Source organism: Allobosea sp. Root483D1 (assembly GCF_001429505.1).
Taxonomy (GTDB): Bacteria; Pseudomonadota; Alphaproteobacteria; order Rhizobiales; family Beijerinckiaceae; genus Allobosea.
Genome location: NZ_LMJW01000001.1, coordinates 111,515 through 126,457, shown reverse-complemented (window position 1 = coordinate 126,457; position 14,943 = coordinate 111,515). Strand labels below are relative to the sequence as shown.

The following is a 14,943-nucleotide window of genomic DNA, read 5'->3' as shown; positions in this document are numbered from 1 at the left end:
GCTCAATAGCTGCGTGGCATGCCGAGCACGTGCTCGGCGAGATAGGACAGGATCAGGTTGGTCGAGATCGGCGCGACCTGATAGAGCCGCGTCTCGCGGAATTTGCGCTCGATGTCGTATTCCTCGGCGAAGCCGAAGCCGCCATGGGTCTGGATACAGGCGTTGGCCGCCTCGAACGAGGCATCCGCCGCCAGCAGCTTGGCCATGTTGGCTTCCGCGCCGGGGTTTTCACCAGCCTCGTAGAGGCGGATCGCCTCGCGCACCATCAGTTCGGCGGCGCGCATATTGGCGTAGGCGCGGGCGATCGGGAACTGGATGCCCTGGTTCTGGCCGATCGGCCGGCCGAAGACCTGCCGCTCTTTGGCGTAGCTCGAGGCCTTGTCGATGAACCACTTCGCGTCGCCGACGCATTCGGCGGCGATCAGGATGCGCTCGGCGTTCATGCCCGCGAGGATGTAGCGGAAGCCCTTGCCCTCCTCGCCGACGAGATTCGCGGCGGGAACCTTGACGTTATCGAAGAAGACCTCGGTGGTGGCGTGGTTCATCATCGTGCGGATTGGCCGGATGGTCAGGCCGTCCTTCAACGCCTCGCGCATGTCGAGGATGAAGACCGAGAGCCCGTCGGTGCGTTTCGTGACCTGGTCGCGCGGCGTGGTGCGGGCGAGCAGCAGCATCAGGTCGGACTGCGCCGCGCGGCTGGTCCAGATCTTCTGGCCGTTGACGACATAATTGTCGCCTTCGCGTCGTGCGGTCGTCCTGAGCGCGGTGGTGTCGGTACCACTGGTCGGCTCGGTGACGCCGAAGGCCTGCAGGCGCAGCTCGCCCGAGGCGATCTTCGGCAGATAGCGCTGCTTCTGGTCGGCGCTGCCATGGCGGAGCAGCGTGCCCATCACATACATCTGGGCGTGGCAGGCGCCGCCATTGCAGCCCTGGCGCTGGATCTCCTCCATGATCGCCGCGGCGGCCGAGAGGGGAAGGCCTGCGCCGCCGTATTCCTCCGGGATCAGCGCCGAAAGGAAGCCGCTTTCGGTCAGGGCCGTCACAAACTCGCTCGGATAGGCCATCTCGCGGTCGAGCTTGCGCCAGTACTCGCCCGGATAATCCGCGCAGAGCCGCGCCACCGCCTCGCGGATGTCGGTATGGTCGTTGAGTGTCGTCATGCTCATCTCAGGCTGATCGCGTCGCCTTCGCCGTGAATTCGCGGCGCAGCTTTTCGTCATGCTCGCCGAGGCCCGGGATCGCGCGCATCGACACGCGCTTGCCATCGACCAGCACCGGCGGCGCCAGTACCTCGACATCTCCGTTCGGCGTCGGAACCGGCAGCGCCGTCACAGCCGGGTGGTCGATCAGGTCGGCGACCGTCGAGACCGTGCCAAAGGCGATGCGGGCCGCATCGAGCCCAGCCGCCGTCTCGGCATAGGTGCGAGTGGCGAGGATCGCCTGGATCGCCGCATCGAGGGCAGGGCGGTTGCGTACGCGCAGCACATTGCTGGCGAAGCGCGCATCCCCAGCGAGCCCGGCATCGCGAAGCACGTCGCGGGCAAGTATCTGCCATTCGCGCTCGCTCTGGATCGAGATCAGCACCTCGGCATCGGCGAGGCGGAAGACGCCATACGGCGCGATCGAGGGATGGGCGAGGCCGAGCCGCGGCGGTTCGATCCCGCCGTAGCGCCGGGTGAGGTAGGGCACGTTCATCAGGTCGGCTATTGTATCGAACAGCGAGAGCTGGATGCGCGAGCCCTCGCCGGTGCGTCCGCGCCGGATCAACGCCTCCAGGATCGCGGCATAGGCGGCGTTGCCGGTGGCGATGTCGGCGATCGAGACACCGATACGTGTCGGGCCGGAATCGGCGCTGCCGGTGACGGCGGCAAGGCCGGCTTCCGCCTGGATGAGCAGGTCGTAGGCCTTGCGGGTGTAGTGCGGGGTGCCCGGCGCATAGCCGGAGATGTCGCAGGTGATCAGCCTGGGATGACGCTGGCGCAGCGCCTCGCTGCCGATGCCGAGACGGTCGGTCGCGCCGGGGGCGAAGTTCTGGATGAAGACGTCGGCCTCGGCCAGCATCGCCTCGACCAAAGCGAGGTCCTTGGGGTCCTTGAGGTCGACCCGGCAGGATTCCTTGCCTCGGTTGATCCAGACGAAATAGGACGACAGGCCCTGCGCGTAGTCGTCATAGCCGCGCGAGAAATCGCCTTCCTGCCGCTCCAGCTTGATGACGCGCGCGCCGGCATCGGCGAGGCGGCAGCTAGCCATTGGAGCGGCCACCGCCTGCTCCAGCGCCACCACCAGGATTCCGTCGAGAGCATTCACCATCAGATCGCCACGCGCCGTTTATTTTGCGCGAGACACCGATGTCGCGCCCTCGAAGTCAAATAGCGTTTTGCGATGGCCGCCATAGCGCCGCCGGCTCGCTAAGCCGATGCGGCTCCATAGAAAAAGCGTCTGGCCTTCATCGCTTTATCCTACTTGTCCGGCCGGGGCGGCTATGCGCCCCTTTCGATCAGGACGAGGCGCCGTTCAAGAGCGCCCAGCCGTCGTGCGAGGTTCAGGGAGGACACTCATGAATACGATGAAACTGGCCGTGGCTGCATTGGCCAGCGCGCTGCTCGCGGGCTCGGCCCTGGCGCAGGACAAGCCCAAGGAGCTGGTGGTCGGGATCGCGACCTTCCTCTCGGGCCCGGCCTCGGTCTTCGGCGTGCCCGGCCGCAACGCCGCCGACCTCCTGATCGCGGAGATCAACGCCAAGGGCGGCGTGCTCGGCGTGCCGCTGAAGCCGGTCTATGTTGACGAGGGCGCCGGCACCAACCAGCTGCTCTCCGAATACCGCCGCGTCGTGCAGGAGCAAGGCGCGCAGGTGATGCTCGGCGCGATCTCGTCCGGCTCCTGCAACGCGCTCGCTCCGGTCGCCGAGGACCTCAAGGTCGTCAACGTGATGTGGGATTGCGGCACGCAGACCATCTTCGAGGACGGCAAGTGGAAATACTCGGTCCGGACCCAGGCCCATGCCGGCGCCGAGATGATGGCGACGCTGCTCTACCTGATGAAGGTGAAGCCCGACTTCAAGACGGTCGCGGTGGTCAACCAGGACTATGCCTGGGGCCGTGAATCCTGGGCCCTGCTGCAGGCCGGCCTCAAGGCGCTGAAGCCCGACGTCAAGGTCGTCGCCGAGCTCTTCCCGAAGTTCGGCGCGCCCGATTTCTCGACCGAGATCACAAGGCTCTCGGCGCTGCGGCCCGATGTCGTGATCTCGACCTCCTGGGGCGGCGATCTCGACACCTTCGTCCAGCAGGCGGCGGCGCGCGGTTTGCTGAAGCAGTCGACCTTCGTGCTGCCGCTGGCCGAAAGTTCGCTGGAGCGGCTCGGCGCCGTGCTGCCGGAGGGCGTCATCGTCGGCTCGCGCGGCGACCATTACTGGCTGCACCCGAAGCACAAGAACACCCCGGAGATGCAGAGCTTCGTCAAGGCATACAAGGACAAGACCGGGGTTTACCCGATCTATCCGACCTTCCACATGCAGCAGGCCCTGACCGGGCTGGTGAAGGCTTATGAGAAGGCGGGCGCCGGTGGCAAATGGCCGAGCAAGGAGGAGGTCATCGCCGCCTTCGAGGGGCTGGAATTCAAGTCGCTCACCGGCATGATCACCATCCGCGGGGATCATCAGGGGCTGGAGGATCAGTTGCTCGGCACGACCAAGCGCGTGCCGGACTATCCCTTCGCGGTCTACGACAAGATGGCGCTCTATCCCGGCAAGCTGGTGACCACGCCGCTCGGCGAGAAGTCGCTCGACTGGTTCGCCAAGGTGAAACCCGACCTCGTCACCGACAAGTCGATCGAGACCTTCGACTACGCGAAGTGAGGCGGTTTTCCTCGCCAGTTGTCCCGGACAAGCCGCGTCAGCGGCGCCGGTCCGGGACCCACGCCTGAACCGTTCCGGCATGGGTCCCGGGTCTGCACTTCGCTCCGCCCGGGACGACTCGCATTGAGGGCGAGCAGCTGAGTCAGAACCTGAAGAACGGAACGCATGCCCCCTGAAATGCTCCTTCTCGCCGCGCTCGACGGCCTCGCCTATGGCTCGCTGATCTTCCTGGTCGCGGTCGGGCTGTCGCTGATTTTTGGCGTGCTTGGCATCGTCAACGTCGCCCATGGCTCGTTCTATGCGATCGGCGCCTATGTCGCGGCGGCCGGCGTGCTCGCCATCGGCGCGGCCGGGCTGCCGACCTGGCTCGCCTTTCCAACGTTGCTGATCGCGGCGGCGCTGGTCGGCATCCTCGTTGGCGGCCTCGTCGAAATCGCGCTGCTGCGCCGCGTCTACGGCAAGGAGGAGGTGCTGCAGCTGATCGTCACCTTCGCCGTCTTCATGATCCTGGAGGATGCGCAGAAGGTCGTTTTCGGCGTGCAGCCCTATTTCGCCAACGCGCCGATGAACTGGCTCGGCACGGTCGAGGTCTTCGGCATCTTCTACACCACCTACCAGCTCATCCTGATGCCGCTGGTCGCTCTCGCGGTCCTCCTCGGCCTGCGCTTCTTCCTGCGCCGCACCAGCTTCGGCCGCGCCATCGTCGCGGTGACGCAGGACCGCGAGGCCGCGACCGCCATGGGCATCGATGCGGCCCGGGTCTACCTGATCACTTTCATCATCGGCGCGTCGCTGGCGGCGCTCGGCGGCGCGCTTGCCTCGGCCACAACATCGCTGACGCCCGGCATCGGCGCCGGCACGCTCGTCCTCTCCTTTGCGGTCGCCGCGACCGCGGGGCTCGGCCGGATCGAGGGCGCGGCCGTGGCGGCGCTGCTGATCGGGCTCGGGCGCTCGGTCGCGGTCTATTTCGCGCCGGAATTCGACGTGCTGATCCCCTATCTCATCATGATGCTCGTGCTGCTGGTCCGCCCGCAGGGCCTGTTCTCGACCGTGCAGACGAGGAAGGTGTGATGACGCGCCAGCTCGTTCTCGGCGGCGCACTGATCGCAGCGCTCGCCGTCTTCCCGCTGTTCTCGCCCTGGTCGACGGTGATCCTCACAGTGGCTCTGTGCGAAGGTTTGGCGGCGCTCGGCATCATGGTGCTGCTGCGCGCCGGCCAGGTCTCCTTCGGCCATGGCCTGTTCTTCGCCTTCAGCGCCTATGCAGTCGCCTTCATGGCGGCGGCCAAGGTCGGACACGAGGCCCTGATCCTGATCCCGGTCGGCATGGCGGCCTCCGGCCTGCTTGCGGCGATCGTCGGGCTCTTCGTGGTGCGCTATCGGGCAATCTTCTTCGGCATGCTCAACCTCGCCATCTCGATGGTGTTCTTCTCGCTTCTCGAAAAGCTGTTCTCGATCACCGGCGGCGCCGACGGCAAGCGCGTCCCGCGCCCGACCTTCGCCGGCATCGAATTCGGCCGCGAGCAGTTCGAGCTCGCGACCTTCTACGTCACGCTGGTGCTCTGCATCCTCGCCGCGCTCTTCGTTGCGCGCTATCTCACCTCGCCTGGCGGCAAGGCGCTGGAGGCGATCAAGTCGAACGAGACGCGGCTCGAATATCTCGGCGTCTCCCCGCGCAAGGTGCTCTACGGCGCCTATCTGCTCTCCGGCCTGCTGGCAGGACTGGGTGGTGCGATCATTGCGCTGGTCTCCGGCCACGTCACACCGGAGCTGGCCTATTGGGTGCGCTCCGGCGAATTCGTCTTCATCGCGATCCTGGGCGGCATCGGCGGCGTCGCCGGGCCCTTCCTCGGCGCGCTGATGTTCCAGATCATCCGCGGCTATGCGGCGGTGTATGCGCCCGAAACCTGGCATGCCGTGCTTGGCGTGATGCTGCTCGTCATCATCTTCTTCGCGCCGGCGGGCCTCTACGGCATCGTCGCCGGCAAGGCTGGCAAAGCACAGCGCGGGGAGGGCGGGCGATGAGCGGCGTCATCCTCGAGGCGGACGACCTGCATTTGCGCTTCGGCGGCGTGCAGGCGGCGAACGGCGCCTCGCTCAAGGTCGCTGCGAACGAACGCATCGCCATCATCGGCCCGAACGGGGCCGGCAAGACCACCTTCATCAACCTCTGCACCGGCTATCTCAAGCCGCAATCCGGCAGAGTTCTCTTCGCCGGACAGGACGTGACGCGCCTGTCGCCGCGCGCGATCACCCGGCTCGGTGTCGGCCGCTCCTTCCAGATCCCGCAGCTCTTCCTCGACAACACCGTGATCGAGAACCTGCTGCTGGCGTTGTCGGCGCGCGAAGGCTCATGGTCGCCTTTCCTGCCCATGCTGCGGCATCCGAAGGCCGAGGAGATGTGGGCGCTGCTCGACCTCGTCGGCCTGAAGGAAACCGGCAACCGCATCGTCCGCGAATTGCCGGAAGGCATGCGCAAGCTGATCGACATCGCCGTTGCGCTCGCGCTCGAACCCAGGCTGATCTTCATGGACGAGCCGACCAGCGGCGTCTCCTCCACGGAGAAATTCCAGGTGATGGACACGCTGACCCGCGTCCTCGACGCCCGCGCCACCACGGCGGTCTTCGTCGAGCACGACATGGACGTCGTCGCCCGCTACGCCAATCGTGTCGCAGTCTGGACCGGCGGGCGCATCGCCCATCAGGGCACGCCGGAGGAGATCCTCAGCCATCCGGAGGTTCGCGAGACCGTGATCGGGGTGGGGGTCTGAGATGCTGGAGATCAGGGAGCTCTCGGCCGAGATCGAAGGCGTGCAGGTGCTGCGCCGCGCCACGCTGTCGCTGGAGGAGGGCGCGACCGTCGCCCTCATCGGCCGCAACGGCGCCGGCAAGACCAGCCTGCTGCGCGCCATCATGGGCTTCATGAAGGTGACTGGCGGCGCGATCAGTTTCGACGGCAAGCCGCTCGATACGGTGAAGGCGCATGAGCGGCCGCGGCTCGGTATCGGCTATGCGCCCGAGGATCGCCGGCTATTCTCGACCTTCACCATCGAGGAGAACATCCGCTTGCCGGCCGAGGTGATGAAGCTCGGCGAGGCCGAGATCATCAGGCGGCTGGAGCGCATTTACGCGGTGCTGCCGGAACTCGCCGACCTGCGCCAGCGCCCGGCCGCGGGGCTCTCCGGCGGGCAGGGCAAGATGGCGGCGCTTGCCCGCGCGCTGATGGTCGGCAGCCGCGTCATCCTGCTCGACGAGCCCTTCCAGGGCCTCGCCCCGGTGCTGGCGAACCGCTATGCCGCTGCCCTGCGCGCCTTGCGCGACAGCCATCCCGACATCGCCTTGCTGATCACCGAATCCAACCCCAGTCTGCTGCGCAACTTCGCGGGCCGGGCTTATGCAATCGAGCGCGGCGAGGTCAGCGAGACAGTGCTGGCGCAAAGCTCGCTCGCCGCGGCCGGGCTGCATTGAGACGATACGAGACGGCATTGCCGTAGACGGAGACCACCATGACCCAGCACTTCATCAACGGCCGGCATGTCGCCGGGCGCACCGGCGAGACCATGGCGGTGCTTGCGCCGGCGACCGGCGAGGAATTCACCCGCATCGCCTGCGGCAACGCCGATGACATCGACGACGCCGTGAAGGCGGCGCGTGCCGCTTATGAGGGCGCCTGGGGCAAGCTCACCGCCGCCGAGCGCGGCCGGCTGATCGCGAAGCTGGCCTTCAAGGTCCAGGATCATTTCGAGGAGCTGGCGAGGATCGAGGCGCAGGACACCGGCAAGCCGATGGCGCAGGCCAGGGCCGATATCGAGGCGACGGTGCGCTATTTCGAGTTCTATGGCGGCGCTGCCGACAAGGTCCACGGCCACATCATCCCGTTCCTCAACGGCTACAGCGTCAACGTCGTGCACGAGCCCTATGGCGTCACCGGCCATATCCTGCCCTGGAATTATCCGGCGCAGATGTTCGGCCGCTCGCTGACCGCCTCGCTCGCCATGGGCAATGCCGTGGTGCTGAAGCCCGCCGAGGATGCCTGCCAGACGGCACTCCGCCTCGCTGAGCTTGCCACCGAGGTCGGCTTCCCCGACGGCGCGATCAACATCGTCACCGGCCGCGGCCATGAGGCGGGCGAGGCACTCTGCCGCAATCCCGGCGTCGGCTTCATCTCGTTCACAGGCTCGCCGCAGGTCGGCCAGATCATCCAGAAGGCCTGCGCCGATAACTTCATCACCTGCACGCTCGAGCTGGGCGGCAAATCACCCCAGATCGTCTTCGACGATGCCGATTTCGACGCGGCGGTGCCGATCGTCTGCAAGGCGATCGTCCAGAACACCGGCCAGACCTGCTCGGCCGGCAGCCGCGTGCTGGTGCAGAAGACCGTCTATCACGACTTCGTCGGCGCTGTCGCCAAGCAGTTCTCGAAACTGCGCGCCGGCACGCCCGAAATGGACCTCGATTGCGGCCCGGTGGTCAACGCCAAGCAGCGCGGCCGGGTGCAGAGCTTCGTCGACCAGGCCCGCGAGCAGGGCATTCCGGTGCTCGCCGAGGGCGCGATCGCCCAGGGCGTGCCCAATGGCGGCTTCTACGTGACCCCGACCCTGTTCGGCCAGGTCCCGCGCGGCAACCGGCTGGAGCAGGAAGAGGTCTTCGGTCCCGTCCTTGCCGCCTTCTCCTTCGACGACGAGGAAGATGCCGTGAAGCTCGCCAACTCCACCGCCTACGGCCTCGTCGCCGGTGTCTGGACCAATAATGGCGGGCGTCAGCAGCGTGTCGCCAAGCGGGTCCGGGCCGGGCAGGTCTTCATCAACGGCTACGGCGCCGGCGGCGGCATCGAACTGCCCTTCGGCGGCACCGGCAAGAGCGGCCATGGCCGCGAGAAGGGCTTCATGGCGCTGGAGGAGTTCGCCGTCACCAAGACGATCGTGCACAAGCACGGGTGAGGCGGAACGAGTGGATCGCGGCCAGGTTGTTCATCCGTAAGGAGTAGCTTGGGATCGCAAGCGCACAGGTCTTGCGCCCCCTTGCGGGCGCAAGCATTGATTGACCCATGTGGATGCTGCCGGCAGGCGATACCGTCGATATCCTGGGAGGACTACTTGCGCCCCTGCAGGGCCGGCGCATCCTCGATATCGGCTGCGGCCGGGGCAATCTGCTGCAGGCGCTGGCTGAGCGAGGCGCCAGCGTTGCTGGGCTCGATCCGGACGAGGCGATGCTGGAGGTCGCGCAGACGCTCGTGCCGAAGGCCGTGCTGAAGCAGGGCTGCGCCCAGCTCCTGCCCTGGGGCGACACCAGCATGCACGCCGCGATCTTCCTCAACAGCCTGCATCATATCCCCGTCCCCGACATGCTGCTGGCACTGGAGGAGGCCGCCCGCGTCGTCGGCAAGGGTGGCAGCGTCATCGTCGTCGAATCCCTGTCGGAAGGATCGTTCTTCGATGCGCTGCGATTGATCGAGGACGAGACCGACGTCCGGCAGGCGGCGCAGGACGCTATCGTCAGGGCGAGGCGCCGCGGCATCATCAGCGAGATCAGGCGGATCGAGTACGACCGCATCGAAACGTTTCCCGATGCCGAGGCCTTCCTCGAGCGTGCCGTCGTGGCCGATCCGTCGCGCGAGGAGCGGGCGCAGGCGGCGCGCGGCAAGCTGCTCGCGCGCTTCGAGGCGCTCTCGGATCACGACAAGGGCGGCTATGTCCTGCACCAGCCGCTGCGGCTGCATCATCTCAAGGTGCCGTTCACGCCTAGGCCGTCAGGCAACTCTGCGATGTTCGGCTGAGGCTCAAGCGGTGCCGACGCCGCGCGGATTCTTGACGCGTCCGGGCCATTCGCCAGTGATGCCCGGCTGGACCGGCCGCTCCAGATAAGTCGAGAGCACGACATAGCTGCGGGTCGCGGTGACCCCGGGCACGTCGTAGATCTTCGCCAGCAGGCCTTCGAGCGCATGGGTGCTCTCGGTGCGGACCTTGAGCATCATGCAAGTGTCGCCGGCAACCGAATGGATCTCCTCGACCTCGGGATGGGCTTCGATCGCCAAGAGCGTCGTCGTCTTGCCCCAGCCGGTGGTGTCGACATGGACGAAGGCGAGCAGCGTCTTGCCCGTCGCCTCCGGCTCGATCAGCGCCGCAACCCGCCTGATCACGCCGGAGCGCCGCAATCGCTTCACCCGCTCATGCGCCGCCGGCGGCGACAGGCCGACGCGCTCGCCGAGATCGGCGTAGCTGATCGTCGCATCCTCGACGAGAACGCCTAACAGCTTTCGGTCCATGGCATCGAGTTCGCGCTCGGCTCCCCGGCTCCGCCGAACGCCATCTGTTTTTTCAAGCATTCGGCGATCTCCGATTGATCCAGAATTTCATTCGGCCATTCTGCAAAAATGACGAACAAAAATCAAACAGCTTCGGGAACGCCTCGGATCCCCCCGGCAGCTTATGCGCTCTGCCTGTGCATCGGGCTGGTCGGCGCCAACTCACTGGCGCTGGGGCCGATCGCGCCGCGGGTGGCCGAAAGCTTCGCCAGCGGCGTGCCGGCGGTGATGATGGCCTCGGCCGCCTTCGGCATCGGCACGGCAGCGAGCGCCTTGCTGCTCGCCGGCTTGATCGACCGCTTCGGCGCGGGGCGCGTGCTGCGCTATGCCCTGCTCGCTTTCCTGGCCGCGCTCGCGGCGAGCGGGGCGGCGCCGGCTCTGCCGGCCTTCGTCGGCGCGCAGTTGCTGGCGGGGATTGCAGCGGGTCTCGCCTTGCCGTCGATCTACACGCTCGCAGCGCTGGCGGCGCCTGCCGGCCGCGAGAGCGACACGCTCGGCGTCGTCCTGTTCGGCTGGACGCTCAGCATGGTCGCGGGCGTCTCGCTCTCGGCCGTGATCGCCGACTTGTTCGGCTGGCGCATGGTCTACGCCATCGTCGTCATCGCGGGGCTCGCGGCCATCGCCGGAACCACCAAGCTGACCGCAGGGGGCAACGCGATCGGACGCGCTGCGCCGTCGCCGCTCTCGGCCCTGCGGGTTCCCGGCATCGTGCCACTGCTGCTCGCCTGCGCCGCCTTCATGGCCTCGTTCTATGGCGTCTACGCCTATGTCGGCGATCATCTGCACCGCGTGCTCGGCCTGCCGGTCAGCGCCGGCGGCCTGCTCGCCCTGTGTTATGGGCTCGGCTTCGGGGCGACGACCTTCCTCGACCGCTGGATCGATCGGATCGGCCCGGCCCGGCTGCTGCCGCTGTTCTTTGCAGTGGTCGGCTGCGTCTACCTGGTGATGAGCCTGGTCGCTGCGTCCTATCCAGCGCTGCTCGCCGTGGTGTTCTTCTGGGGCATGGCCAACCACGCCGGGCTTAACGTGCTGATCCTCCGGCTGGGTGCGCTCGATCCCTCCCGTCGCGGCGCGATCATGGGGCTCAACAGCAGCGTGACCTATCTCGCGCTCTTCGCCGGCACGACAGGGTTCGGGCCGCTCTATGCTCGCGCCGGCTTTCCGGCACTGGCTGGGCTCGCAGTCGCGCTGATGCTGGTCGCGGCCCTTGCCGCCACGCTCGCGCCCCGCGCCGCAACGGCGAGCGACCAGCCCGCAGCCTGAGTCCTACATCTGGATGACGTGCCGGATCGTCCGGCCTTCGTTCAGTGCGTCGAAGCCTTCATTGATGCCCTCGAGCGGGCTCGAACTGGTCCAGAGCTTGTCGACTGGCAGCTTGCCGCGCAAATACAGATCGATAAAGCGCGGGATGTCGCGCACCGGGATGCAGGAGCCGACATAGGAGCCCTTCAGCGTCCGTTCCTCGCCGACGAGGCGAACCGGCGCCAGCGCCATCGTGTGCGTGGGATTGGCGAGACCGGCCGTCGTCGTCGTGCCGCCGCGCCGGGTGACCTGGTAGGCGAGCTCCAGCGCCTTCACCGAGCCGGCCATCTCCAGTCCGTGGTCGACGCCGCCTCTGGTCGTGGCCCGGATCGCCTCGACCACGTCGGGCGCGCCGGCATTGAAGGTGTCGGTCGCGCCGAGCTCGCGGGCGATTCTGAGTTTCTCGTCCGAGAGATCGACGGCGATGACACGCGAGGCACCGCAGGCGACGGCGCCGAGCAGGGCCGAAAGGCCGACGCCGCCGAGGCCGACGACCGCGACCGTCTCGCCAGCGCGGACCTTGGCGGTGTTCACCGCGGCCCCGACACCGGTCAGCACGGCGCAGCCGAACAGCGCCGCGATCTCATGCGGGATGTCGGCCTCGATCTTCACCAGGGAATGGCGCGACATCACCGCATGCTCGGCGAAGGCGGAGACGCCGACATGATGGTGCACCGGCTTGCCGTCCTGCGAGAGGCGGCGTCCGCCGGCCATCAACTCGCCGACGCCATTGGCGGCATTGCCGGGCTCGCACAAAGCAGGGCGCCCCTCGCTGCACGGCGCACAATGGCCGCAGGAGGGTACGAAGACCATGACGACACGGTCGCCCTTCCTGAGGTCGGTGACGCCGGGCCCGACCTCCTCGACTTCGCCGGCAGCCTCATGGCCGAGCACCATCGGTACCGGGCGCGTCCGATTGCCGTCGATCACCGAGAGATCGGAATGGCAGAGACCTGCGGCGCGGACCCTGACCAGCACCTCGCCCATGCCAGGCGGGGCGAGCTCGACCTCCTCCATCCGGAGCGGCTTCGACTGCGCATAGGGCGCGGCGACGGGGCTGGCGTGCAGGACGGCGGCGCGGGTCTTCAAGGCGTATCCTCGTGGCTTCGATTTTTCATCTCAGCCCTCATCCTGAGGAGCGATCGTAGATCGCGTCTCGAAGGATGCTCCAGTTGTCTCCGGAGCCTCCTGGAGCATCCTTCGAGACGCCGCTGCGCGGCTCCTCAGGATGAGGGCTGAGGATAGCTGCGAGAGTGGGTTGTGCAGCCCTCGCCTGTCAAAGACGAAATCCCGATCAGCCGTATAAGGCCGGCGGATCGCTCTCGTCGCCGAGCGTCGCGGTCCAGCTCTCCTCGGTGACGAGGCCGCGCAGGATCTCCCAGGAGAGCTGGCCGATGGCGCGGGCGGCGGCCGTCATCGGCCGCTCGGTCGAATAGGCGAGATAGACCTTGCGATAGAGCGAGGGCTCTTCGATCGGCCAGGTCCGGAAGATGCCGGCCTTCTCCTGCGCCCTCACAGCCATGCGCGGCAGGATGCCGTAGCCGAGGCCGCGCTCGGCCAGGCGCTTGATCTGCGCATAGGATTCGATCTCGACCGCGGCATGGACGGTGGCGTTGATCCCCGCCGCGGCTTCGTCGATCTGGTCGCGCAAGCCGTGGCCCGGCCCGGGCAGGATCAGGTCGAGTCCGGCCGCCTCGCTCAGCGTAACCGCCTTGCCGGGCGAGGTCTTGAGCGCCTTCAGCGCCGGCACGCCGAACAGGCAGAGCTCCTCGGTCAGGATATGGTGGATCCCGAGCCCCTTCGGGTCGGAGGTCGAGTAGATCACCGCGAGGTCGACCTCGCCCTTGCGCAGCCAGTCGAGCACGAAGCCGCTCATCGCCTCGGCGATGCGGATGCGCACATCCGGATAGCGCTCCTGCGCCGCCTCGATCAGCGGGACGCTGAATTGCTCGCTGACAGTGCCGGGCAGGCCGATGCGGACCTCGCCCGCCGGCGCCGCCTGCTCGCCGCGGACGCTGTCGCGCAAATCGGCGAACTCGGCGAGAATGATGCGGGCCTTGGCGAGCAAGCGTTCGCCGGCCTCCGTCGCCTGCACGCCGCGGGTGCCGCGATGCAGCAGGGCGACGCCGAGCTCGTCCTCCATATGGCGCAGATGCTGGCTCAGCGCCGGCTGCGCCACCCTTAGCTTGACTGCCGCCTTGGAAAACGAGCCCTGTTCGACGATGGCCGTGAAATAGCGCAACTGGCGCAGATCCATCGCCGCGTAATCCCCCAATGGTTCTGTTGCGCTGCCGCCATATGGAGCGGCAGCTTTCGCTTATGCAGACTAGAGCGAAGCCTTATTGGCCGTCCACTCCGCAGGCGTGCATCCTTCCTCTCCGGCAAGGCCTGACGCGATGCCAGGTCTTTCGCGCGAAGAAGACGGCGCCCGACGCCGCTCCCTTTTGTCCCGGAGGAACGCCATGTCGAACCTGCTCGTCCCGCTCACCAGCCGCCGCGGTTTCCTCTCGGGCGCGGCCGCGCTCGCCGCCGGGGCCGCCTTGCCCAGCGGCGTCCTTGCCAAGGCTCCGCTCGCGAACAGCCAGGTGCCGTATTACTACCGCTTCATGCTCGGCCAGGCCGAGATCACGGTGGTCTCCGACGGGCCGTTGCCGCTCGGCGATCCCGGCTCCAGCTTCCTCGGCCTGCCGAAGGAGCAGGTCTACGGCCTGCTCGAAACGAATTTCCTGGCCAAGGATAATGTCGTGCTCGAGCAGAACATCCCGATCGTCAATTTCGGCGACCGGCTGGTGATGTTCGACACCGGCATGGGCTTCTCCAAGGCCTTCGGGCCGACCACCGGCCGGCTGCTCAAGAGCATGCAGGAAGCCGGCATCGACCCGGCTTCGATTGACGCGATCGTCTGCAGCCACGCCCATATCGACCATACCGGCGGCCTCTGCTCGGCCGAGGGCAAGCCCAATTTCCCGAACGCGCAAATCTATATCAGCCAGGTCGACCATGACTACTGGCTCGACGACGCCCGGCTGGGCACGCCGTTCAAGGCTTTCGGCGATCATGCCCGCGCCAATTTGCGGCCGGTGCGCGACCGCATCGTCTTCTTCAAGGACGGGCAGGAATTCCTGCCGGGTATCACGGCGATCTCGGCACCGGGCCACAGCCCCGGCCACACCATCTTCAACGTTTCCTCGGGCGGAAAGTCCTTCACCTTCCTCGGCGACCTGACCCATCACCCGGTGCTGCTGACCGAGAATCCGCGCGTCGAATTCGCCTATGACTGGGACCCGAAAATGTCGGTGCAGTCGCGGGTGAAGCTGCTCACCATGCTGGCCGAGCAGAAGACGCCGGTGATGTCCTATCACTTCGCCTGGCCCGGCTTCGGCAACCTCGCCAAGGCCGGCGACGGTTTCCGATACTATCCAGCGCCGATGCAGATGCTGCGCGGCTGAGCCGGCCCTCCCCCAGGCTCAGCTTGTGCGGCGGCC

Annotated in this window: 14 protein-coding genes; 9 read left to right on the top strand and 5 right to left on the bottom strand. The window is 67.0% G+C overall.

All coding sequences use genetic code 11. From position 1 onward, the window contains the following. Positions 1–2: 2 nt before the first annotated feature. Both ASE66_RS00595 and ASE66_RS00590 read right to left on the bottom strand, forming a co-directional pair. Positions 3–1,160 carry an acyl-CoA dehydrogenase family protein gene (locus ASE66_RS00595; protein WP_057188620.1) on the bottom strand — a complete coding sequence of 386 codons (1,158 nt, stop codon included), beginning with the start codon at positions 1,158–1,160 and terminating at the stop codon, positions 3–5. Between the two features lie 7 nt (positions 1,161–1,167). Beyond that, entirely contained in the window at positions 1,168–2,310 is a 1,143-nt protein-coding gene (locus ASE66_RS00590; RefSeq protein ID WP_057187638.1) for a CaiB/BaiF CoA transferase family protein, read from the bottom strand. 247 nt (positions 2,311–2,557) lie between these two features. Between ASE66_RS00590 and ASE66_RS00585 the strand changes: the two genes are divergently transcribed. The 7 genes from ASE66_RS00585 (at position 2,558) to ASE66_RS00555 (ending at position 9,628) form a co-directional block, all read left to right on the top strand. Beyond that, a complete protein-coding gene (locus ASE66_RS00585; RefSeq protein ID WP_057187637.1) occupies positions 2,558–3,853 on the top strand; it encodes an ABC transporter substrate-binding protein in 1,296 nt (431 codons plus the stop codon). 177 nt (positions 3,854–4,030) lie between these two features. Then, positions 4,031–4,924, top strand: coding sequence for a branched-chain amino acid ABC transporter permease (locus ASE66_RS00580; RefSeq protein WP_244494761.1), 894 nt, complete (start codon positions 4,031–4,033; stop codon positions 4,922–4,924). Beyond that, positions 4,924–5,877 carry a branched-chain amino acid ABC transporter permease gene (locus ASE66_RS00575; RefSeq protein ID WP_057187635.1) on the top strand — a complete coding sequence of 318 codons (954 nt, stop codon included), beginning with the start codon at positions 4,924–4,926 and terminating at the stop codon, positions 5,875–5,877. Before ASE66_RS00580 ends, ASE66_RS00575 begins: the two co-directional genes overlap by 1 nt. Then, a complete protein-coding gene (locus ASE66_RS00570) occupies positions 5,874–6,623 on the top strand; it encodes an ABC transporter ATP-binding protein (protein ID WP_057187634.1) in 750 nt (249 codons plus the stop codon). Before ASE66_RS00575 ends, ASE66_RS00570 begins: the two co-directional genes overlap by 4 nt. 1 nt (position 6,624) lies before the next feature. Then, a complete protein-coding gene (locus ASE66_RS00565) occupies positions 6,625–7,320 on the top strand; it encodes an ABC transporter ATP-binding protein (RefSeq protein ID WP_057187633.1) in 696 nt (231 codons plus the stop codon). A 38-nt stretch (positions 7,321–7,358) separates the two neighbouring features. Further along, the gene (locus ASE66_RS00560; protein ID WP_057187632.1) at positions 7,359–8,792 is read left to right on the top strand and encodes an aldehyde dehydrogenase family protein; all 1,434 of its coding nucleotides are present in this window, start codon (positions 7,359–7,361) and stop codon (positions 8,790–8,792) included. A gap of 107 nt (positions 8,793–8,899) precedes the next feature. Beyond that, complete coding sequence (locus ASE66_RS00555) at positions 8,900–9,628, top strand: class I SAM-dependent methyltransferase (RefSeq protein WP_057187631.1); 729 nt, start codon at positions 8,900–8,902, stop codon at positions 9,626–9,628. Between the two features lie 3 nt (positions 9,629–9,631). On the opposite strand, the gene ASE66_RS00550 is transcribed toward ASE66_RS00555, so the two are convergent. Beyond that, complete coding sequence (locus tag ASE66_RS00550) at positions 9,632–10,177, bottom strand: Lrp/AsnC family transcriptional regulator (protein WP_057187630.1); 546 nt, start codon at positions 10,175–10,177, stop codon at positions 9,632–9,634. A 48-nt stretch (positions 10,178–10,225) separates the two neighbouring features. On the opposite strand from ASE66_RS00550, the gene ASE66_RS00545 reads away from it, so the two are divergent. Further along, the gene (locus tag ASE66_RS00545) at positions 10,226–11,419 is read left to right on the top strand and encodes an MFS transporter (RefSeq protein ID WP_057187629.1); all 1,194 of its coding nucleotides are present in this window, start codon (positions 10,226–10,228) and stop codon (positions 11,417–11,419) included. Between the two features lie 3 nt (positions 11,420–11,422). Here the strand turns inward: ASE66_RS00545 and ASE66_RS00540 are convergent, their stop codons facing one another. Together ASE66_RS00540 and ASE66_RS00535 are read right to left on the bottom strand one after the other, a co-directional pair. Then, positions 11,423–12,547, bottom strand: coding sequence for a zinc-dependent alcohol dehydrogenase family protein (locus ASE66_RS00540; RefSeq protein ID WP_057187628.1), 1,125 nt, complete (start codon positions 12,545–12,547; stop codon positions 11,423–11,425). Between the two features lie 205 nt (positions 12,548–12,752). Next, the gene (locus ASE66_RS00535; RefSeq protein WP_057187627.1) at positions 12,753–13,715 is read right to left on the bottom strand and encodes a LysR family transcriptional regulator; all 963 of its coding nucleotides are present in this window, start codon (positions 13,713–13,715) and stop codon (positions 12,753–12,755) included. 205 nt (positions 13,716–13,920) lie between these two features. Here ASE66_RS00535 and ASE66_RS00530 point away from each other — a divergent pair, with 205 nt between their 5' ends. Next, positions 13,921–14,907: an MBL fold metallo-hydrolase gene (locus ASE66_RS00530; RefSeq protein ID WP_057187626.1), complete on the top strand. Its 987-nt coding sequence runs from the start codon at positions 13,921–13,923 to the stop codon at positions 14,905–14,907. The last annotated feature ends 36 nt before the right edge of the window (positions 14,908–14,943 follow it).